This window comes from Megasphaera elsdenii DSM 20460, from assembly GCF_003010495.1.
GTDB lineage: Bacteria > Bacillota > Negativicutes > Veillonellales > Megasphaeraceae > Megasphaera > Megasphaera elsdenii.
Genome location: NZ_CP027570.1, coordinates 1,844,679 through 1,864,796 on the forward strand (window position 1 = coordinate 1,844,679; position 20,118 = coordinate 1,864,796).

The window sequence follows — 20,118 nt, forward strand, 5'->3', positions numbered from 1 at the left end:
TATGGTAAGAAAATACATTATCCTGGCCGTAACGGCAGCCCTGTTGTCGCCGTGCCTCCTGTCCTTTGCTGACGATGACCTGCAGGACCAGCTGGACGACGTCCAGACCCGCATGGCCGAGCAGAGCGAAAAGAAGGCCCAGGCCCAAATGGTCATCGACAACGTCAGCGACAAGCTCTATGAAATCCAGAAGAGCCTGGAAGCGGCCCAGGGCGAATATCGGACGGTAACGGCTGACCTGGCGGCGACAGAAGAAAAAATAGCCGCGACTCAGGCCGAGCTCGACGAGAACCGGGCCCGCCTGGAGAAGCGGGAGAAAGTCTTTACCAGGCGCATCCGAGACGTCTACATGCATGGCCAGCTGAGCTACCTCGACGTCGTCCTCGGCGCCAAGGACTTCAGCGACTTCTCGAACCGCCTGGAGCTCTTGCGCCGCGTCGTCGATGCCGATATTTCCCTTATTTCCGACATCCGCCGGGAACGGGCGGCCATCGAAGCGGCCCAGAAAGAGTTAGAAGTACAGCGCGACCGCCAGACCAAACTGCGCGATGAAGCGAAGGCCAAGCGCGACGAAATCGCATCGCATAAAGAAGAACAACAGGCTGTCCTCTACCAGGCTCAGACCGATAAGGCGACGGCAGAAAAGGCTTATGCCGAATATCAGCAGGCTTCCCAGTCCATTGCCGAGATGCTGCGCCAGCGGGCTCCGGCCGCTCCCGACAGCAGCGACCAGGGCGAAAGCAGTGATGCCGGCAGCTCCCAGCCTTCCGGCGGGGGAGGGACCGGTGCCATGATCTGGCCCGTCAACGGCGTCATCACTTCGCCTTACGGCTATCGGACTCATCCCATCTTCGGGACGACCATCTACCATAGCGGTATCGACATCGGCGTCGATTATGGGACCCCTGTCCAGGCCGCCGACGGCGGGACTGTCGTCGAAGCCGGCTGGGTCAGCGGCTATGGCTATGCCGTCGTCATCGACCACGGCAACGGCCTGTCGACCTTGTACGGCCACAATCAGGAACTCGCCGTTTCCGCCGGCCAGAGCGTCTCTCAGGGCCAGGTCATCGCCTATGCCGGCTCGACAGGCAACTCCACCGGCCCTCACGTCCACTTCGAAGTCCGCGCCAACGGCGACCCCGTCGATCCGCAGGGATATGTTTGAGGTATGAAGTTTGATACACTATACAAGGAGGCACCATAATGGGGAAGCGTAGTTTACGGCAGACGTGGGAGAACGTCCGCCGGCCGCTGGGGTATGTCTGCAGCGGTATGATTATCATGATTGTCGCCATGGTTGGCCTCTTTTGGTATTATACCGGCCGGCCTTCGTCGATGTTCGAGTTTTTCCGGACGCTGGAGATCATCGAAAGCCATTACGCCGAAGATGTCGATAAAAACGCCATCTTTGACGGGGCCTTGAAGGGCATGGTCAGCACGCTGGGGGATAAACATTCGACCTATCTCGGCGGCGACTTGTATAAAGATTTTTCTGCCCAGATGAGCGGCACCTATGCCGGTATCGGCGTCTACATCGCATCGACCGATGACGGCATCCTCATCGCCGGCGTCATGGAAGGCAGTCCGGCTGAAGAAGCGGGCCTCCAGCGCGGCGATATCCTGGTATCCATTGATGGGACGTCTGTCGCAGACTATAAGCTGGAAGATGTGTCCCAGCGCATCCGCGGTCCTGTCGATACCAGCGTCGACCTCGTCGTCCGCCGCGATGGCGAAGAACAATCTTTCACTGTCCAGCGCCGCCAGATCCACGTGCCGACCGTGGCCGGCAAGATGGTCGACGGTACGGATGTCGGTTATATCCGCGTCGCCGTCTTCAGTGAGGGCACAGCCGATGATTTCACGAAAGAATTTACCAAGCTCCGTGAACAGGGCATGAATAAGCTCATCCTCGACTTGCGCGACAACCCGGGCGGCATCGTCGAACAGGCTGTCGGCGTGGCCAGCAATTTTGTGCCGCCTGACAGCACCATCGTGTCCTATACGGAACAAGATGGCAAAGTGGACCAGTACACGGCCCAGGGGACGGAGGACCCCATTCCCCTTGTCGTCCTGGTCAATGAAAATTCGGCCAGCGCTTCGGAAATCATCGCCGGTGCCGTCCAGGATATGAAGCTCGGCCCCATCGTCGGCGTCAAGACCTACGGCAAGGGGACCGTCCAGGGCGTCTTCCCTGTCGATTCCTCGTCAGCTGTCAAAGTGACCGTCGCCAAGTATCGGACGACCAATGGCCGCGAAATCGACGGCGTCGGCATCGAGCCCGATGTCGTCGTCCCCCTGACCCCGTCGGACCCGGAAGACAGCCAATTTGAAAAGGCTTTGGAAATTATTCGGGAAAAATGACTTTACAGATGGGCAAATATGCTTTAAAATTTGATAGTAACGTCAATTAGATATTTTTGGACAGATAGACAGGAGACATGGTATATGTATGCTGTGTCTCTTTCTGTATCCGCATGTATTCCTATGAGGTGAAATATGTTTATAGACAGAGCAAGAATTTTTGTACAGTCCGGCAAGGGCGGCGACGGCATGAGCAGCTTCCGTCACGAAAAGTTCGTCCCCAAGGGTGGACCGAATGGCGGTGACGGCGGTCAGGGCGGCAACGTCGTCCTCGTCGCCGACCGCAACGTCAATACCCTCGTCGACTTCCGCTTCCGCCGCCTGTTCAAGGCCAAACCCGGCGGCAAGGGCGAAGGCAGCAACAAGTACGGCCGCAACGCCGAAGATTTAGTCATCACCGTCCCCTTGGGGACCATCGTCAAGGACGAAGAAACGGGTCAGGTCATGGCCGACTTATCCCGTGACGGCCAGCGGGCCATCGTCGCCAAAGGCGGCCGCGGCGGCCGCGGCAACTGGCATTTCCGCACCAGTGCCAACCGGACGCCGACCTTTGCCGAACGGGGGGAACCGGGGGAAGAACGGTGGCTGCGCCTGGAATTGAAAGTCCTGGCTGACGTCGGTCTCCTGGGCTATCCCAGCGTCGGCAAGTCGAGCATCCTGCGCAAGGTGTCGGCAGCTCAGCCGGAAGTGGCTGCGTACCATTTCACGACGCTCAACCCTATTCTGGGTGTCGTCAACCTGCCGGATCACCGCAGCTTCGTCATGGCCGATATTCCCGGCCTCATCGACGGCGCCAGTGAAGGCGTCGGCCTGGGCCACGATTTCCTGCGCCACATCGAACGGACGAAGATCCTCATCCACGTCATCGACGTATCGGGCATCGAAGGCCGCGACCCCATCGAAGACTATGAAAAAATCAACGCGGAACTGGCGAAATACAGTGAAAAACTGTCGCGCAAGCAGCAAATCGTAGCGGCCAATAAAATCGACCTCCTCGGCGATTCGGACAACCTGGAACGGCTCATGGACTACATGGCCGCCCACGGCGTCGAAGTCTATCCCATCTGCGCCATGACTGGCGAAGGCATGGACAAGCTCTTGGAACGGGTTTGGACGATGCTGGAAGAATACGTGGAAGAACCGGACGAAACGACGGAAGAAGTCGTCTATAAAGCCCAGAACAAGCCGGACTTTGAAGTCAAGCGCGACGACGACGGCGCCTTCGTTATCACCGGCGCCCGCATCGAAAACCTCGTCGCCATGACCAACTTCGATGACGACCAGTCCCTGCGCCGTTTCCAGCGCATCTGGCGCTACATGGAACTGGACAAGCTCCTCCAGGAACACGGCATCCAGGACGGCAACACCGTCCGCATCTATTCCATGGAATTTGAATACCACAAATGACGCAGGCCGCCAATGGCTCCCCTGATAGGGGAGCCATTGTAGGGGCTCGCACGTGGCGAGCCCGCCTGAGTCCGGCGGTAACGCACCAGGCCTCCGTAGGGGCTCGCATGTGGCGAGCCCGCAGAGTCCGGCGGTAACGCCCCCGGCACCCCGTAGGGGCCGCCCAAAGGGCGGCCCGCCTGAATCCTACTTGTTTTACATAATAATGAACCTAAGGAGATCCATATGAACAATAAAGATAAGAAGCAACTCAAGGGCATGGCCAGCCTCATGCCGGCTGTCGTCCAGATCGGCAAGGACGGCCTCAGCGATGCTGTCATCGACAGCGCCCGGGCTGCCATTACGGCGCGGGAACTGATCAAGGCCCACGTCCTCAACAACGCCAATCTGCCGACGAAGGAAACCATGGAAGATTTGGCCGACATGCTCGGCGCCGAACTCATCCAGGTCATCGGCCACTACGGCGTCTTATTCAAGAAGAAAGACAAGAAATCTCATTTCGAATTTATTAAAGATTAGGACGTGAGGCTTTGTGAACAGTACAAGCAGGGACTTCGGCCAGAAGAAACGCATCGTCGTCAAGGTCGGGTCCAGCACCATTTCCCATGCGACGGGGAAACTGAACTACCAGCGCATGGAACACCTGGTCCGGGAACTGGCGGACCTCCAGAACCAGGGCAAGCAGATGATCCTCGTCAGCTCCGGCGCCACCAACGCCGGCCTGGCACCCCTCCATATGGACCACCGGCCCCGGTCGATCCGGGAAAAGCAGGCCCTCGCCGCCGTCGGCCAGGGCGTCCTCATGCATACGTATGAACGGTTTTTCCGCGAATACGGCCAGGTCGTCGGCCAGGTCCTCCTGACCCGCATGGATTCCCAGGACCGGAGCAAATTCATGAACTCCCGCAACGCCTTGCTGACCCTGCTCGACATGGGCGTCATTCCCATCATCAATGAAAATGACGTCGTCGCCGTCGACGAATACAAAATCGGCGACAACGACACCTTGTCGGCCATGGTCAGCGGCCTCGTCGATGCGGACCTGCTCATCCTCTTATCCGATATTGACGGTCTCTATACGGACAACCCGCGGACCCATGCCGATGCCAAGATCATCCCCGTCGTCGACAACATCGACAAGCACATCTATGAAATCGCCGGCGACGCCGGCTCCAGCATGGGCACCGGCGGCATGTACACGAAAATCCAGGCGGCCTCCATTGCTACCGCCGCCGACGTGGACATGGTCATCGCTTCGGGCAGTGAAGACGGCATCATCAGCCGCATCTGCGCCGGTGAGGAAGTGGGGACGCTGTTCAAAGCCAAGGAAACGCCGCTACATTCGAAGAAACGCTGGCTCGTATCGGGCAGCAAGGCCCAGGGCCGGCTCATCGTCGACGAAGGCTGCCGCAACGCCATCATCGACCGCGGTTCCAGCCTCCTGCCCGTCGGCATCACCGCCGTCGAAGGTATCTTTGACGAAGGGGACATCGTCAGCGTCGTCTACGACGGCCTGACCATTGCCAAGGGCATCAGCAACTACAGCAGCGTCAACATCAATGCCATCAAGGGCCTGCAGTCCGCCGACATTCCCAAGGTCCTCGGCCACAATGGCATTTATGAGGAAGTCATTCATCGCGACAATCTCGTCGCCATGTATTAGAAGGGGGTATTTTCCATGATATCCGAAGTATTCCGTAAAGGCCGCGATGCCAAAGAAGCCTCGTATGCCCTGGCTGCGACATCGACGGCAGCAAAGAATCAGGCCCTGGCGGCCATTGCCGACGGCCTGGTCGCCCATGAAGACGATATCCTGGCGGCCAACGCCGTCGACTTGAAGCGGGCCCGGGAAAAGGGCATGGCCGAAGCCATGGTCGACCGCCTGACTTTGACCAAGGACCGCATCGCCGCCATGGCCGAAGGCGTCCGCCAGGTCATCGACCTGCCTGACCCGGCCGGCGTCGTCCTCGACGAATGGGACCGCCCGAACGGCCTGCACATCCGCAAGGTCAGCGTGCCCTTAGGGGTCATCGCCATCATTTATGAATCGCGGCCCAACGTCACCGTCGACGCAGCCGTCCTCTGCGTCAAAGCCGGCAACGCCTGCGTCCTCCGCGGCGGCAGCGAAGCCATCGCGTCCAATACGGCCCTGGCTAACGTCATCCGCGAAGGCCTGGCCAAAGCCGGTCTCCCGGCCGATGCCGTGAACCTCATCGAAAATACGGACCGGGCTTTGGTCAAGGAACTGCTGACCTTGCGCCGGTACATCGACCTGGCCATTCCCCGCGGCGGTGCCGGCCTGATCCGCATGGTCGTCGATACGGCGACAGTACCCTGCATCGAAACGGGCAGCGGCGTCTGCCACGTCTACGTCGATAAAGACGCCGACCTGGACATGGCCGTCCACATCGTCGAAAACGCCAAAGTTTCGCGGCCGTCGACGTGCAACGCCATGGAAACGCTCCTGGTCCACCGCGATGTGGCCGATGCCTTCCTCAAGAAGCTGGCACCGGTCATGGAAGCGGACCGCGTCGAACTGCGCGGTGACGACGAAGCCTGCCAGTCGAGTGCCATGAAGGCGGCCAGCGAGGAAGACTGGGCGACGGAATACAATGCCCTCATCATGTCGGTCAAGGTCGTCGGCTCCCTCCAGGAAGCACTGGACCACATCCGCCGCTTCAGTACCCATCATTCCGAAGCCATCATTACGGAAAATAAGGCGACAGCTGCCGCTTTCCAGGCGGCTGTCGATTCGGCGGCCGTCTATGTCAATGCGTCGACGCGCTTCACCGATGGCTTTGAATTTGGTTTTGGCGCCGAAATCGGTATCAGTACGCAGAAGCTGCACGTCCGCGGCCCTATGGGGCTGGAAGCACTCGTGTCCTATAAATACCTCGTCGACGGCAACGGTCAGATCCGGTGAGGCTGGCCCGGCTGCGCGGGTATGGACGGACCCTGCGCCAGTATGCGGCGTCGCCGAAGACTCAGTTTGAATACCGGCATTATGCCAAATTTTTATTGCTTTATGCGTTAGCAGTAGCTATCGCCTGGGGAGGAATTTATTGGTACCATGGAAATCACTAGGCTCGGCATCATGGGGGGGACCTTCAATCCCATCCATCTAGGCCATCTCATGATTGCCGAAGAAGCGCGCCAGACCTTTCACCTGGACAAGGTACTCTTTGTGCCGTCATATATCACGCCCAACAAGAACGTCAACGGGGCGACGGCCGAGCAGCGCCTGACCATGACGCGCCTGGCTACGGCTGACAATCCTCGTTTTACAGTCAGTGACATGGAGATGCGCCGCAAGGGCAACTCCTATACGGTCGATACGCTGCGCTTCCTGAAGAAGCTCTACGGACCGTCGTATATCTTGTATTTTATATCCGGGACAGATACGATCCACGACCTGCACAACTGGAAAGAACCGGAAGAAATCCTGAAGTTGTGCCAGTTCGTCGGAGCGACCCGGCCGGACGGCTCGGAACAGATCGACTCCATCATCGCCTCGTTCGGGGAGTTGGGGAAACATATCCTCAAGCTGCCTGTGCCGACCATGGAAATTTCGTCGACGGAACTGCGCCGCCGCATCCGCCTGGGCCTGTCTGTCCGCTATATGATACCGCCGGCTGTGGCCGAATACATCAGAAAAAATGGAGTATATCAATGTACAACGAAGAATTCAAAGATAGAATCAAAGCGGATTTAAAGGAATCTCTGTCTTCTCATCGCTATACCCATGTACTGGGTGTAGCAGCAGCGGCCCGCGAATTGGCAGACCGCTACGGCTGCGATGCCGATACGGCTGAAGTGGCCGGCCTTTTGCACGATGCTGCCAAACAGCTGCCCCTGCCGGACATGCAGGCCCTGGCGGAAAAATCCTTTCCCGTCCTGCCGGCACCCATCCTGGCTAACGGCGGCCTGCTCCACGGCTACGCTGCCGTGACTATCGCCAGGGAACGCTATGGCATCACCGATCAGGCCCTCTTAGGGGCCATCGCTCATCATACGACCGGGGCGGAACAGATGAGCACGCTGGAAAAAATCATCTTCCTCGCCGATTACATCGAAGTGAACCGCGACTTCGACGGCGTCGACGATTTGCGAAAAGCCGCCCGGCGCAACCTCGATGAAGCCGTCCTCTTAGGCTATGATTCGACGATCCGCCATCTCCTCGACCAGGGCAAACCTATTTTCGTCGGCACCGTCGTCAATCGCAATGCACAAATCGACGTCGTCCGTGCCGCAGATCGGAAGGCCTGAGGATGACACAGGAAAAACGAAGGAAGATTTTATACCGCATTTTGACCGTCGTCGCCGCCGTCGCCGTCTTCCTGGCCGGCCGGTCTTTGTACCTGCATTACCAGTCCATCAAAGAGGCGCCGATCCAGCAGGACGCGCCCGATACCAGCCAGACCCAGAGCGACAGCTCCGTCTTTGCCCAGACCAGTCCGGACAAGCCGCTTTACGTCCTCCTCCTCGGGACCGATGGCGGTCATCCGCAGCAGGCGAATTTCGTCGGTGTCGCGGCCATCAACAAGGCCAAGAAGCACATCGACATCATCATGCTGCCAGATGATACGAAAATCGAAGGGCGCAAGGAAAAGGGTATCCAGGAATTGCAGGATGTCTATAGCGAAGGCGGCATGAGCCTGGTCCGGGCCGTCGTCGAAGATATTTTCCACATCCCCATCCCCTATTATGCGACCTTTACGGCCGATTCCTTCTCGAAGATGGTCGATATGAGTGGCGGCGTGCCGATTTACGTCGAAAAGAACATGTACCACGGCGATGAAGAAACGGGGAAGACCGACATCAACCTCTTCCAGGGTTATCAGACCCTGACCGGGAAGGAAGCTGCCGGCTATATGCGCTACGTCGATGGCGACGGCTATCTGTCGCGGACGCAGCGCCAGGAACGGTTCATCAAGAATTTCTATGAAGACCGGCAGGACTGCTTCGGCGTGACCAATGCCTTCTTCCTGTACCGGGCATGGCACGACGTCGATTCCAATATTTCCGCCAAGGATATGGCCCAGCTGGCCTTTGATTTCCGCGGCGTCACGGCCGATAACATCGACTTCTATATCCTGCCCGGCGAAATGGCCATGAGCGGCAAGAACGGCGATACGAAATATTACTGGACCTACGACCCGGTCGAAGTCCAGAAGGTCATCGGCCGCACGAACAATGCCATTTCGACAGCACCGGAACCGGATGATACGAAAAAATAATAATTACGTCATAAAGGAGTTACTACATACATGCCAATTACCATGAAAGCAGCGAAAGCTGAACAACCGAAAGAACTGAAGAGCTATGAAATTGCCTGCAAGGCCGCTGACGACAAGAAAGCCTGGGACATCGTCACCCTCGATATGAGCGATTCGTCCCTCATGGCGGACTACTTCGTCATCTGCAGTGCCCGCAATAACCGGCAGTCCCAGAGTATTGCCGACAACATCGAAGAACAGATGGAAAAGAACGGCTATGATGTCCGTCACGTCGAAGGCTACCGCGAAGGCAAGTGGATCCTCATCGATGCCGGCGAAGTCATTGCCCACGTCTTTGTCGAACAGGACCGCCAGTACTATGATCTGGAAAACTTGTGGTGCGACGCACCGCGCATTGCCTACGAAGGTGAATAAGATGACGACACTTCAGGAAAACAGTATTGCGACGCTGGAAGTCCTGCGCCAGAGCGACATGGGCGTCTTTTTGAACGGCGGTACGGGCAATACGAACGACGATATTTTACTCCATAAGAACCAGCAGACGGGCGACGTCAACGTCGGCGATAAGGTGACGGTCTTCTTGTACCATGACCCGTCAGGCCGCCTGACGGCTTCCATGCGCCTTCCTAAAATTAAAGTCGGCCAGATTGGCTATGCGCCGGTCATCAATACGACGCGCTTCGGTGCCTTCGTCGATGTCGGTACGGAACGGGGCATCTTCATGCCCTTTGCCGAAATGAAAGGCCGGCCGAAAGAAGGGGAATACGTCTGGGTAAAGCTCTATGAAGACAAATCCCATCGCCTGGCCGTCTCCATGGAAGTGGAAGACGAAATGCGCCGGGCGTCGCGGGCAGCGACGGATGCTAAAATCGGCGACTGGGTCGAAGGGGCGGTCTACAATATGACCGACCAGGGGGCTTACCTCATGACCCGCGAACGGTGGATCGCCTTCCTGCACCGCAGTGAGTTCAACGGGCCGATCCTCATCGGCCAGATGATCAAAGGCCGCATCACTTACCTGCGCGAAGACGGCCGCATTAACATCTCCCTGCGCCAGACCAAGGAAAATGCCATCAATCCTGATGCCGAACGCATCCTGGACTTCCTCAAGCAGCGCAAGGGCAAGATGCCTTATGGCGATAAGACGGCACCGGCCGTCATCAAAGCCAAATTCGGCCTGAGCAAAGCCGCCTTCAAGCGCGCCTTGGGCCACCTCATGAAAGAGAAGAAAATCCACCAGGACCAGGGCTGGACCTATTTGGATATGTAGGGGCTCGCAGGCCGCAGCGACATGAATCATGTCGCCGTAGGGGCCGTCCCAAAGGGCGGCCCGTTGTGGGAATCCTGCAAGCTGATGCGATTGAGCGGTTCGTATAAAAACGGGACCGTGCACGAAGACATATGTCATCATGCACGGTCCCGTTTTGATTTTGTAGGGGCCTCTACGTGGCAAGCCCCTACGGATTTATTCTATTGGATTCAGGCGGGACGCCCTTTGGGACGTCCCCTACGGATTGAACTTTTTCTGTTAGACAGAAAAAGTTCAATCTGTCCCATTTACAATGGGCTGAATATACCCTAAAATAGGGTACAGATTAATCATAACCATACATTGGCCAATGTGTGAAACTTCTAATCCGTGAGGGGGATTTCACATGTCATCATATTCTATGGAAAACAAACAGCAAGCCGTTTCGGCTGGGAGTCTTTGTTATGCTGCCGTTTTGACGGCCCTGGTCTTTGTCCTTACCTTTGTACCGAAGATCCCGATTCCCCTGGGCTATGCCCATTTGGGGGACGCCATTATCTTTGCGTCTGTCCTGTTCAGTACGCGCCGCCAGGCAGCCCTGGCCGCTTCTGTCGGCTCGGCCCTGTCTGATTTCATCGGCGGTTTTCCGCTTTGGATCATCCCGACGCTGATCATCAAGTACGTCATGGTCGAAGCCGTCTTTTATACGGTCCGTCCGGACAAAAGGGAATGGAAACTGACGTCACCGCGCGTCTTCTTCGGCTTTTTCTTATCTGCTGCCTGGATGGTCCTGTCTTATACTGTATCGGGCAGTCTCCTCTACGGCAGCTGGGCCGTCGGCATCCCGATGGTACCGGGACTCATCGGGGAAGGCGTCGTCAATATGATTGCCGCCTATGCCCTGGCTGCTTGTCTGATCAAGGCTAGATTCCGTGGTTATGGTTATAGCCTGAAAAGATAAGGAATGATTGTATATGCATCAAAAGAAACTGGCTCTGGTCAATGATGTCACCGGCTATGGCCGTTGCAGCATTGCCGTGGCCCTGCCTATCGTGTCGGCCCTGAAGGTCCAGGGCTGTATCCTGCCGACGGCCATCTTGTCGGTCCATACGGGCTTCCACGATTATTATCTCGACGACTATACGGATCACATGACGCCGTATATCGAGAGCTGGAAGAAGAACGGCCTGACCTTTGACGGCATCAGTACGGGCTTCCTCGGCTCGGCCCGGCAGATCGACATCGTCCTCGATTTCCTGCACGACTTCAAAGGACCGCAGACCCTGGCCTTTATCGACCCGGTCATGGGCGACGATGGCCAGCTGTACCCGTCGTATACGCAGGAAATGTGCGACGAAATGCGGCGCCTGTTGGCTTATGCCGACGTGGTGACGCCCAATGTGACCGAAGCCTGCGAACTTTTGAGCCTGCCTTATCGGTCGGACCGCGACCTTGGTGAAGCCGATTTATTGGCCATGGCCCAGGCTCTGGCCGAAAAGGGGCCTCAGGGCGTCATCCTGACGGGCATCCACGACGGGCCGTATATCGGCAATTTCATCTACGACCACGGCCGGACGAGCTGGGTCAAAGCGAAAAAAATCGGCAGCGACCGCAGCGGGACAGGGGATGTCTTTGCGGCCATCGTCTCGGCGTCCGTCGTCCGCGGCGAAAGCCTGGAACAGGCCGTACAGAAAGCGTCGGATTTCATCTGCCGCGTCATGGCCTATACAGAAACCTTGGATTTGCCGCATAACGCCGGCCTGGCCTTTGAAGAATACTTGACGACGCTGCGATGAGATTTAAAAGATACACAAATTGACAAAAAAGGGGATAGCGTATCATGATTGTTTATACGGTAGTAGGACAAGGACAATATGTAGATCTCGAAGATGGCTTGAAGATGAAGCCTGAAGGACAGTGGAGCATGTACGTCAATCTGACCAATCGCTGCACCTGTTCCTGTACGTTCTGTCTGCGGTCCATGAAGAAGATGGCCGAAAATGAGACACTGTGGCTGAAGCGGGAACCGACGGTGGATGAAGTGAAGAAAGCCCTCGACGGTGCTCCCTGGGACCACATCAACGAAGTCGTCTTCTGCGGCTTCGGCGAACCGACAGAGCGCCTCGATGATTTGACGGCCCTCTTGAAATACGTCAAAGACACGCATCCCGGCATGAAGACCCGCGTCAATACCAACGGCCTATCCGATTTGGCCTATGGCCGCGATACGGCACCGAATTTTGGCGGCGGCATCTTAGATACCATTTCTATCAGCATGAATGCCTCCAATAAGGAACGCTATCTGGAACTGACGCGCAGCAAATTCGGTATCCAGTCCTATGACGCCATGCTCAAATTCGCCGTCGACTGCAAACAGTACGTTCCTAACGTCGTCCTCACCGTCGTCGACCACGTCGAAGACAGCGAAGAAATCAAGAAGTGCCGCGCCATTTGTGATAAACTGGGCCTCCGCCTCCGCGTCCGCGTGTACGAGGATAAATAAGTTTGCAGAATAAATGACGATGTAGGGGCTCGCGCGTGGCGAGCCCGCTGCCATAATGGGTTTGTAGTGGATAGCCAGCAATGTAAAGCATGCGATTCCGTAGAGGACGAGAATTAACCTCTCAGTCAGCTGCGCTGACAGCTCTCCTAGCAGGAGAGCCGGGCCACTAGCCACTAGCCACTAACCACTAGCCACTAAAAAAGGTCTTGTCGCACGTGCGACAAGACCTTTTTTCACTGCCCATTATCTCCGTATTCGTTATAGAGTTGTTTGAGGATGTTCTTTCGTTCTACTATGCCTAGGAGTTTTTTGTCCTTGACGATAGGGATGGCTTTCAGGTGTTCGGCGACCATCACGCTGGCCAGGTCTTCTATGGTAGCATCCGGGCCGGCCATGATGACTTTTTTGGTCATGAGCTGTTCGGCTGTGCAGGCGAAGAGTTTCTTGAAGCCTTGTTGGTATTCCTTGAGGTTGCCGTAATAGATGTTGGCGCCCAGGAGGTTGACGTACTGCGGGACGCAGGGCTTGACTTCCTTATACAAGAGGTCGGCGTCGGTGACGATGCCGATGATTTCCTTGTCGTCCTGGACGATAGGGATGGCGTTGACGTTGTTTTCTACGAACATATCGACGAGATCAAAAATGGACGTATCTTTCTGCGCCGTAATGACATTTTTTTCCATAATATCTGCTGCCGTTTTCGACATAAGATCAACCCCTTTATCACAAATTCGATGGGAGCATGCCTCCTATTCATTTATATTATACCATATTTTGGGAATATAGGGACGGCTATCGCCGTCCCGCCGGCCTGCGTTCTTCGCCAAATCATGGTATAATAAATGCATATTTCACTAGACTAAAGGAGCGATAGACATGACGATAGATTATTTAGTGGCCGACCCTAGCGGCAATACGACGATTTTGGTGCTGACGCCGGTAGCGAAGGCGCAGCATAGTTCCCTGGCGGCGCAGTTATTGGCCCTGCCGGGCATCGAGGCGGAACAGGTCGGCTATGTGAGCCGTGAAGCGGGAAAGCCGCTGCGCGTCGATATGATGGGCGGCGAGTTCTGCGGCAATGCGTCGCGGTCGGCGGCGGCCTGGGCCCTGGCCTGTGATGGCGGGGAACAAGGCGTGTACGACGTGTCCTGTTCAGGCTGCGATACGGTCCTGCCGGCCAAAGTGGCCCGAAAAGGGGAGGGGACTTATGAAGCTTTCATTGAAATGCCTTATCCCGAAGACGTAAGCGGTATCCTCATCGCTGTCGATGATTTCCCGGCCCGCTTTTTCCGCGTCGATTTGCCGGGCATTACGCACTTCGTCCACTTCGTCCCGTCCTTGGAAGGCCTGGATAAAGAAAAATATTGGACCATTCTCCAGGACTATGTCGACGGCGAAGACCTGCCGGCTTACGGCCTGGTCCTCTGCGATACGAAGAAAGGGGAAATGATCCCCGCCGTCTACGTCCGCGATACGGATACCCTCTATTGGGAAAACAGCTGCGGCAGTGGCTCGGCTGCCGTCGCCGCGGCCCTGGCCTGCACGACCCATAAGAACGTGGCCTGCTACATGAAACAGCCTGGCGGGACCCTGGCCATTGCTGCCAAAGTCAGCGAAAAAGGCGACTTGCAGCAGATCTTCATCGGCGGCCCCGTCACATTGGGAGAAGTCGAAACAGTCACTATCAGCTAATAGCTTTGACCATCGTCGATTTTTCGAGTATTAAGTTTGCAGTTTATAGTTTTTAGTGAGTGCTTTTAAATTTTACGGCGGGCCGCCTTGACAGGACGGCCCCTACGGTGCGACATCATGGATGTCGCTGCGGCCTGCGAACGACTACACCCGCGGGCCCGCTTCAATGATTTCTTCGGGCATGTCGGGGTACTTGGTCTTGAAGTTTTCATAGAACATGGCGGCGACTTTCTTGGCCATGATGTCGTAGGATTTCTTGTTGTCCCACGTCGCCCGCGGGTTGAGTATCTGGTTGGGGACGCCGGGACAGGTCTGGGGGATGTCGACGTTGAAGCGCAGGTCATGGCGGTAGGGGACGTCGTCGAGATAGCCGTTCAGGGCGGCCGTGATCATGGCCCGCGTGTATTTCAGGTCCATGCGGCTGCCGATGCCATAGGGGCCGCCGGTCCAGCCCGTATTGACCAGGTAGACCTTGGTATTGTACTTTTCGATGCGTTCGCCGAGCATACCGGCGTAAATGTCCGGCGCCAAGGGCATGAAGGGTTCGCCGAAGAGGGTCGAGAAGGTCGGAATCGGTTCGGTAATGCCTTGTTCCGTACCGGCGACTTTTGACGTAAAGCCCGTGACGAAGTGATACATGGCCGCTTCTTTGCTGAGCCGTGAAATGGGCGGCAAGACGCCGAAACTGTCGGCCGTGAGGAAGATGATGACCGTCGGGATGCCGCCTTTGCCGGGTTGGGCGGCGTTGGGAATGTAGTCGATAGGGTAGCCGGCCCGCGTATTTTCGGTTATCTTGCTGTCGAAATAGTTGGGATGGCGCGTGTCTTCATCGAGGACGACGTTTTCGACGAGGGTGCCGGCCTTGATGGCGTTATAGATGTACGGTTCTTTTTCCGGATTGAGGTTGATACATTTGGCATAGCAGCCGCCTTCAAAGTTGAAGATGCCCCGTGACGACCAGCCGTGTTCGTCGTCGCCGATGAGCTTGCGGTTCGGATCGGCCGAAAGGGTCGTCTTGCCTGTGCCCGACAGGCCGAAGAAGATAGCCGTTTCCTTAGTGACCGGATCCATGTTGGCCGAGCAGTGCATGGGCAGAACGCCTTCGTTAGGCAGAAAGTAATTCATGACAGAGAAGACACTCTTCTTGATTTCTCCGGCATAGCGCGTGCCGGCGATGAGGACCATACGGGATTCATAATCGACGAGAATGGCTGCCTGCGAGTGCGTGCCGTCGACTTGGGGATTGCACTGGAAACCCGGGGCGACGAGGATGGTGAAGTCTGGTTCACCGTACTGGGCCAGCTCTTCCGCTGTCGGCCGGATGAGGAGGTTGCGGATGAAGAGACATTCGCTGGCCAGTTCATTGACGACGCGGAATTTCTTGCGGCATAGCTCGTCGGCACCGGCAAAGCCGTCGAAGAGGTACAGGGGCCGGTTTTGGAAATAGGCCAGCATCTTGCTCTTGATGGCGTTGAATTTTTCTTTGGAAATGGGCCGGTTGATATTGTTCCAGGCGATGTAATCGTGGATAGACGGCGTGTCGACGATGAATTTATCATCCGGTGCCCGGCCGGTATACTTGCCAGTGCGTACGACTAGGGCCCCTGTATCACTGAGGACGCCTTCCTGATTCAACAGAGCTTGCTCCGTTAGCCAGGCCGGTGACATATTGCGGTATACTACTTCTGGATTTATCACTCCGATGCGGTCTAAGCCATAAGTATGTTGCATATTGATCACTCCTTTGAGATTCTCAGTTCGTAGGGGCCGCTCCGAAACGGGCGGCCCGACTTAACAACTATCTATTTTAAACTGCAAACTATATATATACTAAAGTATGTATATATATATATATAGCTTTTCCGGATATCTTGCCGTTCCTTCCATATTATGCTATAATTATATTATAATAAAATTATCATAAAATGTAAGGGGGGTGAAAATCATGTATCCTGTCCAAATGATGATTTCTTACTTTACAACTAGTTTTACGGCCATCATGCATATCGGCAGAGAGGTGACGGCTAAACAATATACAGGGGGGGATTTACAAGATAGTAAAGGCACATATATAAAAAAACAGGCCCAGGAATGGGTGCGTCTTGTTTCATATAGATATAAAGAAGGACAGTGTAGGCATATACTCTCCTTTTTGGCATGTTTGCATTCGTTTGTTATTTCCAATTATTGGTTACCACCTGTCTGCCATTCAGTATGGAATGACAGGAGCATGACCATGTTCGTATGAAATGTGCTGTTTGCGGCAAAGAATTTACCTGCCGGGAATGTGGGAAAATCGTCATCGTTACGACCCCCAAAGACCGGCATCGGACTTTTTGCTGTGATGACTGCCGAAAACGTTGGTTTAATAAACGGCGGAAAGTTTCGTATGAACAGAAATAATACCTGAAAAAGTACGTATAAAAGAAGGAGGATATCTATATGAATAAAATATACAAAGTCGTGTGGAATAAAGCAAGAAATTGCTATGTTGTAGCTTCGGAATTTGCTAAAAATCATCAAACGGGTTCAAGCCGTAAAGCTGCATCTGTAGCGGCTGTTATGGCAGCAACTATGCTAACTATCGGGACAGGCGTTATATATGCTGCTGATAATGTAGATACAAGTGTAAAAGAGCCAAAAGAAACTATTGTATATAACAATACAACAGATGAAACCACGAAGTTAAATGATCCTAATTTAAGCCATTATCGTCCTGGTAGTTGGGTTCATGGTCATACAGCTGAATGTGGTGAGTTGACGTATAATACAACATTGACGATTGGGGACATTAATAAAGTTGTCGATAGATTAGTTGAGAATGATAAATTGCTTTATGATCAGGACATTAAAAATGTAACCATGAATAAGGAAACGAATAAGGGAACAATTTCCTTGATACGTAATGATGGGAGTAGCGTTCAAAATAATATTACTTTAACTGGAAACGGTGGTGTTAACGGTCAAGATACAGCAGTAACTGTTACAGTTGGAAACGAATCTCAAAAATTTCAGACAGGCTCTGTTGTTACGGCAGAGGCAGATGATAGCGGAAACGCCACAAAATTAACTATTAATGGAAAATCTTATGGTATAAAAGCAGGTAAACATACTACCTTGTCTAACGGTAAGAATACAACAGTGAACCCTGTGACTACTGCTGATGGTCATCTGGAATACAAGGTTGATGTGAACGATGAGCTGAAGGATATCAAATCCATCACCGGCGCAGGTGAAGGCGCAGGCAGCATCAGCTTTGCAAATGATGGCATCAAGTTTAATAATAAGGTTACCATTGACAATACCGGCAAGATTTCCGGCGTAGCAAATGGTATTGCTGATAATGACGCTGTAAACGTAAGCCAGTTGAATAAGGTAAGTGCAGCTGCTAAGACAGAGGTAGTTAAGGGTACCAACATCGCTTCTGTAGTTGCATCAAACGCAACCGACGACGGACACACAGTTTATACCGTAAATGCTAAAGGCACAAGTGTATCTGTAGATGGCAACTTTAATCTTAATACAACTACTGATGATGAAACTAATGTAACAAATTATGGTATCTCCTTGAAGGATAGCGTAACAATTGGTGGAACTCATGCCGTAACTATTAATGGTACTGATGGTACTGTAACCGGTCTTACCAATACTACTTGGAATAAAGACAGCATTACTTCCGGCAGAGCTGCAACTGAAGACCAACTGCAGGCTGTAGCAACCGAAGCAGGTAAACATACCACCTTATCTAACGGTAAGAATACAACAGTTGAATCTACAGTTAAAGACGGCCAGACTGATTACAAGGTTAATGTTGCAGGCGATTTGACTGATATTACCTCTGTTGCCAATGGAGATTCCAAAATTAACTTGAATAAAGATAGCATCATCATTTCCAATGGTAATAAATACTTTGCAATTACTAACAGCGGTATTGGCATGAGCTATATCGGTGCTGATTATAGTGCAAAATCCATCATGCTTGGTGAAAACGGAACAACCATCAGCGGTGGCTTGAATGTAGCAGGCAGCAAGATTACCGGTGTAGCAGCAGGCGTTGAAAAGACCGATGCTGTAAACGTAGGCCAGCTGAAGGATTATGTTGCAGCTAACGATACGCATATTAAGAGTGGCAACTATGCAGTTGGCGAAGTAACTGACAGCACTGGCAATAAATCTCAGGGCGTATCTATGGATATTGTTAATGAAGAAGGTAAGGTAACCGGTACTGTAACCATTACCGACGTAGCCAAAGCAAGTGACGTAGGCGATGTTAATAATATTGCCAGCGATATTAAGAACCAAGACGGCAGCCATACTACTGTTGTTCACGCTGTAAACAACCTGAACAGTAAGCTGGACACGAAGGTTGGCGATTTGCAGTACAGCAAGGTAGAAAAAGGTGATATTGCAGATGGCGATAGCACTACTACCGCAATCGGCAAACTGGATCAAAAACTTACCGACGTAGCAGCAACTGCAGCTAAGCACACTAAAGTAGAAGGCAGCAGCAATATTATTGTTACCAACACTGCTAAAGAAGGTGAAGCAGCAAACTATAAGGTAGAGCTGAAGAAAGACATAGACGTTGATACTGTAAAAGCAACTACCGTAACCACTGGCCAAACCGTAATGAACAACGATGGCTTGAAGGTTGGTAAAGACGTAAGCGTAACCGCAACTGCTGTAACCGCAGGTCAAACCTCTATCAGCAATGACGGCTTAAAGGTTAATGGCAAGACCTATGTAAGCGATAGTGGTCTGAATGCTAATGACCTAAAGATTACCAATGTAGCAGACGGCAAAGTGGAAAAAGGCTCTACCGATGCCGTTAATGGCGGTCAGCTCTATAACGAAACGAGAGTTGCAAAAGACGGCAAATTCGTCAAAAAGTCTAACACGGCTGGTGAAAACTTGTCGGCTTTGGATAACCAGGTAACGGCCAACACGGAATCTATTTACCATATGAATGGTCGTATTTCTGACCTCGATAACCGTGTCAACAAAGTCGGTGCCGGTGCTGCGGCTTTGGCAGCATTACATCCATTGGATTTTGATCCGGATGCGAAGTGGGACTTTGCGGCAGGCTATGGCAACTACCGCGGCGCCAATGCAGCTGCTGTTGGGGCATACTATCGTCCGAATGAAGACACGATGTTCTCTGTAGGCGGTACCTTTGGTAATGGCGAAAACATGGTTAATGCCGGCGTAAGCTTCAAACTAGGTTCCGGAAGCAGTCATGTATCGACTTCTCGTGTAGCGATGGCGAAGGAAATTAAAGAACTGCGCGGTGAATTGGAAGCTATGAAGTCAGCCATGCTCGATGCCAATGCAGGTAAGAAGATAGATACATCCAAACTGCAGCTCTTCCCGGATGTACCGCAGAATCACTGGGCTTACGAATACGTAGCACAGCTGGCCGGCAACGGCATGATCGAAGGCTATCCGGATGGCAACTTTGACGGAGACCGCCCGATGACGCGGTATGAATTTGCAGCAATCTTGTATCGTGCCATGACAAAAGGCGCTGTCTTGTCCGACAAGATCCTCAGCGAATTCTCGCATGAATTAGAATACTTCACTGTCGATACGATAGCAAAAGACAAAGCAGGCAATCCGACGATTCAGCGTGTTCGCACAGTCAAAGAAAACAAAAATAAATAAGCTTAACG

The 20,118-nt window shown here is 53.8% G+C and carries 20 protein-coding genes; 18 read left to right on the forward strand and 2 right to left on the reverse strand.

Annotation, left to right across the window (positions count from 1 at the left end; all coding sequences use genetic code 11):
* Position 1: 1 nt before the first annotated feature.
* The 14 genes from C6362_RS08815 to C6362_RS08880 all read left to right on the forward strand — a co-directional run bounded on the left by C6362_RS08815 (position 2) and on the right by C6362_RS08880 (position 12,757).
* Positions 2 to 1,165 (forward strand): murein hydrolase activator EnvC family protein, encoded by a 1,164-nt coding sequence (locus tag C6362_RS08815; RefSeq protein WP_014017010.1) that lies wholly within the window; start codon positions 2 to 4, stop codon positions 1,163 to 1,165.
* A 38-nt stretch (positions 1,166 to 1,203) separates the two neighbouring features.
* The gene (locus tag C6362_RS08820) at positions 1,204 to 2,361 is read left to right on the forward strand and encodes a S41 family peptidase (protein WP_014017009.1); all 1,158 of its coding nucleotides are present in this window, start codon (positions 1,204 to 1,206) and stop codon (positions 2,359 to 2,361) included.
* A 135-nt stretch (positions 2,362 to 2,496) separates the two neighbouring features.
* Entirely contained in the window at positions 2,497 to 3,768 is a 1,272-nt protein-coding gene (gene obgE / locus C6362_RS08825; protein WP_014017008.1) for a GTPase ObgE, read from the forward strand.
* 225 nt (positions 3,769 to 3,993) lie between these two features.
* A complete protein-coding gene (locus C6362_RS08830) occupies positions 3,994 to 4,287 on the forward strand; it encodes a YhbY family RNA-binding protein (protein ID WP_014017007.1) in 294 nt (97 codons plus the stop codon).
* A gap of 13 nt (positions 4,288 to 4,300) precedes the next feature.
* Positions 4,301 to 5,431, forward strand: coding sequence for a glutamate 5-kinase (proB, locus tag C6362_RS08835; protein WP_014017006.1), 1,131 nt, complete (start codon positions 4,301 to 4,303; stop codon positions 5,429 to 5,431).
* Between the two features lie 15 nt (positions 5,432 to 5,446).
* Positions 5,447 to 6,691: a glutamate-5-semialdehyde dehydrogenase gene (locus C6362_RS08840; protein ID WP_014017005.1), complete on the forward strand. Its 1,245-nt coding sequence runs from the start codon at positions 5,447 to 5,449 to the stop codon at positions 6,689 to 6,691.
* A 147-nt stretch (positions 6,692 to 6,838) separates the two neighbouring features.
* Positions 6,839 to 7,480 carry a nicotinate-nucleotide adenylyltransferase gene (gene nadD, locus C6362_RS08845; RefSeq protein WP_014017004.1) on the forward strand — a complete coding sequence of 214 codons (642 nt, stop codon included), beginning with the start codon at positions 6,839 to 6,841 and terminating at the stop codon, positions 7,478 to 7,480.
* The gene (gene yqeK, locus C6362_RS08850; protein ID WP_014017003.1) at positions 7,438 to 8,034 is read left to right on the forward strand and encodes a bis(5'-nucleosyl)-tetraphosphatase (symmetrical) YqeK; all 597 of its coding nucleotides are present in this window, start codon (positions 7,438 to 7,440) and stop codon (positions 8,032 to 8,034) included. The genes nadD and yqeK overlap by 43 nt, the downstream gene beginning before the upstream one ends.
* Before the next feature lie 2 nt (positions 8,035 to 8,036).
* Positions 8,037 to 9,005, forward strand: a complete 969-nt coding sequence (locus tag C6362_RS08855; RefSeq protein WP_014017002.1) for an LCP family protein — start codon at positions 8,037 to 8,039, stop codon at positions 9,003 to 9,005.
* A 30-nt stretch (positions 9,006 to 9,035) separates the two neighbouring features.
* A complete protein-coding gene (gene rsfS, locus C6362_RS08860) occupies positions 9,036 to 9,419 on the forward strand; it encodes a ribosome silencing factor (protein ID WP_014017001.1) in 384 nt (127 codons plus the stop codon).
* A 1-nt stretch (position 9,420) separates the two neighbouring features.
* A complete protein-coding gene (locus C6362_RS08865) occupies positions 9,421 to 10,275 on the forward strand; it encodes a CvfB family protein (RefSeq protein ID WP_027895748.1) in 855 nt (284 codons plus the stop codon).
* Positions 10,276 to 10,660: 385 nt separating this feature from the next.
* Entirely contained in the window at positions 10,661 to 11,215 is a 555-nt protein-coding gene (locus tag C6362_RS08870; protein WP_014016999.1) for an ECF transporter S component, read from the forward strand.
* Between the two features lie 13 nt (positions 11,216 to 11,228).
* Entirely contained in the window at positions 11,229 to 12,050 is an 822-nt protein-coding gene (locus C6362_RS08875; RefSeq protein ID WP_014016998.1) for a pyridoxamine kinase, read from the forward strand.
* 44 nt (positions 12,051 to 12,094) lie between these two features.
* On the forward strand, positions 12,095 to 12,757 hold the full coding sequence (locus tag C6362_RS08880) for a TatD family nuclease-associated radical SAM protein (RefSeq protein WP_014016997.1): 663 nt from the start codon (positions 12,095 to 12,097) through the stop codon (positions 12,755 to 12,757).
* A 233-nt stretch (positions 12,758 to 12,990) separates the two neighbouring features.
* On the opposite strand, the gene C6362_RS08885 is transcribed toward C6362_RS08880, so the two are convergent.
* Complete coding sequence (locus tag C6362_RS08885; RefSeq protein WP_036203949.1) at positions 12,991 to 13,464, reverse strand: CBS domain-containing protein; 474 nt, start codon at positions 13,462 to 13,464, stop codon at positions 12,991 to 12,993.
* Between the two features lie 169 nt (positions 13,465 to 13,633).
* Here C6362_RS08885 and C6362_RS08890 point away from each other — a divergent pair, with 169 nt between their 5' ends.
* Positions 13,634 to 14,449, forward strand: a complete 816-nt coding sequence (locus tag C6362_RS08890) for a hypothetical protein (RefSeq protein ID WP_014016995.1) — start codon at positions 13,634 to 13,636, stop codon at positions 14,447 to 14,449.
* 144 nt (positions 14,450 to 14,593) lie between these two features.
* Here the strand turns inward: C6362_RS08890 and pckA are convergent, their stop codons facing one another.
* Positions 14,594 to 16,180 carry a phosphoenolpyruvate carboxykinase (ATP) gene (gene pckA / locus C6362_RS08895; protein ID WP_014016994.1) on the reverse strand — a complete coding sequence of 529 codons (1,587 nt, stop codon included), beginning with the start codon at positions 16,178 to 16,180 and terminating at the stop codon, positions 14,594 to 14,596.
* A gap of 214 nt (positions 16,181 to 16,394) precedes the next feature.
* Here pckA and C6362_RS08900 point away from each other — a divergent pair, with 214 nt between their 5' ends.
* Genes C6362_RS08900 through C6362_RS08905 form a run of 3 tightly spaced genes read left to right on the forward strand, consistent with a single transcriptional unit; the run spans position 16,395 to position 20,110 of the window.
* Positions 16,395 to 16,697: a hypothetical protein gene (locus C6362_RS08900; protein WP_014016993.1), complete on the forward strand. Its 303-nt coding sequence runs from the start codon at positions 16,395 to 16,397 to the stop codon at positions 16,695 to 16,697.
* Positions 16,694 to 16,852 (forward strand): hypothetical protein, encoded by a 159-nt coding sequence (locus tag C6362_RS11820; protein ID WP_014016992.1) that lies wholly within the window; start codon positions 16,694 to 16,696, stop codon positions 16,850 to 16,852. Before C6362_RS08900 ends, C6362_RS11820 begins: the two co-directional genes overlap by 4 nt.
* A 39-nt stretch (positions 16,853 to 16,891) precedes the next feature.
* Complete coding sequence (locus tag C6362_RS08905; RefSeq protein WP_014016991.1) at positions 16,892 to 20,110, forward strand: ESPR-type extended signal peptide-containing protein; 3,219 nt, start codon at positions 16,892 to 16,894, stop codon at positions 20,108 to 20,110.
* The last annotated feature ends 8 nt before the right edge of the window (positions 20,111 to 20,118 follow it).

Coding starts and splice junctions, on each gene's coding strand:
- C6362_RS08815 (WP_014017010.1), top strand. CDS start 2: ATGGTAAGAAAATACATTATCCTGGCCGTAACGGCAGCCCTGTTGTCG.
- C6362_RS08820 (WP_014017009.1), top strand. CDS start 1,204: ATGGGGAAGCGTAGTTTACGGCAGACGTGGGAGAACGTCCGCCGGCCG.
- obgE (WP_014017008.1), top strand. CDS start 2,497: ATGTTTATAGACAGAGCAAGAATTTTTGTACAGTCCGGCAAGGGCGGC.
- C6362_RS08830 (WP_014017007.1), top strand. CDS start 3,994: ATGAACAATAAAGATAAGAAGCAACTCAAGGGCATGGCCAGCCTCATG.
- C6362_RS08840 (WP_014017005.1), top strand. CDS start 5,447: ATGATATCCGAAGTATTCCGTAAAGGCCGCGATGCCAAAGAAGCCTCG.
- nadD (WP_014017004.1), top strand. CDS start 6,839: ATGGAAATCACTAGGCTCGGCATCATGGGGGGGACCTTCAATCCCATC.
- yqeK (WP_014017003.1), top strand. CDS start 7,438: ATGTACAACGAAGAATTCAAAGATAGAATCAAAGCGGATTTAAAGGAA.
- C6362_RS08855 (WP_014017002.1), top strand. CDS start 8,037: ATGACACAGGAAAAACGAAGGAAGATTTTATACCGCATTTTGACCGTC.
- rsfS (WP_014017001.1), top strand. CDS start 9,036: ATGCCAATTACCATGAAAGCAGCGAAAGCTGAACAACCGAAAGAACTG.
- C6362_RS08865 (WP_027895748.1), top strand. CDS start 9,421: ATGACGACACTTCAGGAAAACAGTATTGCGACGCTGGAAGTCCTGCGC.
- C6362_RS08870 (WP_014016999.1), top strand. CDS start 10,661: ATGTCATCATATTCTATGGAAAACAAACAGCAAGCCGTTTCGGCTGGG.
- C6362_RS08875 (WP_014016998.1), top strand. CDS start 11,229: ATGCATCAAAAGAAACTGGCTCTGGTCAATGATGTCACCGGCTATGGC.
- C6362_RS08880 (WP_014016997.1), top strand. CDS start 12,095: ATGATTGTTTATACGGTAGTAGGACAAGGACAATATGTAGATCTCGAA.
- C6362_RS08885 (WP_036203949.1), bottom strand. CDS start 13,464: ATGTCGAAAACGGCAGCAGATATTATGGAAAAAAATGTCATTACGGCG.
- C6362_RS08890 (WP_014016995.1), top strand. CDS start 13,634: ATGACGATAGATTATTTAGTGGCCGACCCTAGCGGCAATACGACGATT.
- pckA (WP_014016994.1), bottom strand. CDS start 16,180: ATGCAACATACTTATGGCTTAGACCGCATCGGAGTGATAAATCCAGAA.
- C6362_RS08900 (WP_014016993.1), top strand. CDS start 16,395: ATGTATCCTGTCCAAATGATGATTTCTTACTTTACAACTAGTTTTACG.
- C6362_RS11820 (WP_014016992.1), top strand. CDS start 16,694: ATGAAATGTGCTGTTTGCGGCAAAGAATTTACCTGCCGGGAATGTGGG.
- C6362_RS08905 (WP_014016991.1), top strand. CDS start 16,892: ATGAATAAAATATACAAAGTCGTGTGGAATAAAGCAAGAAATTGCTAT.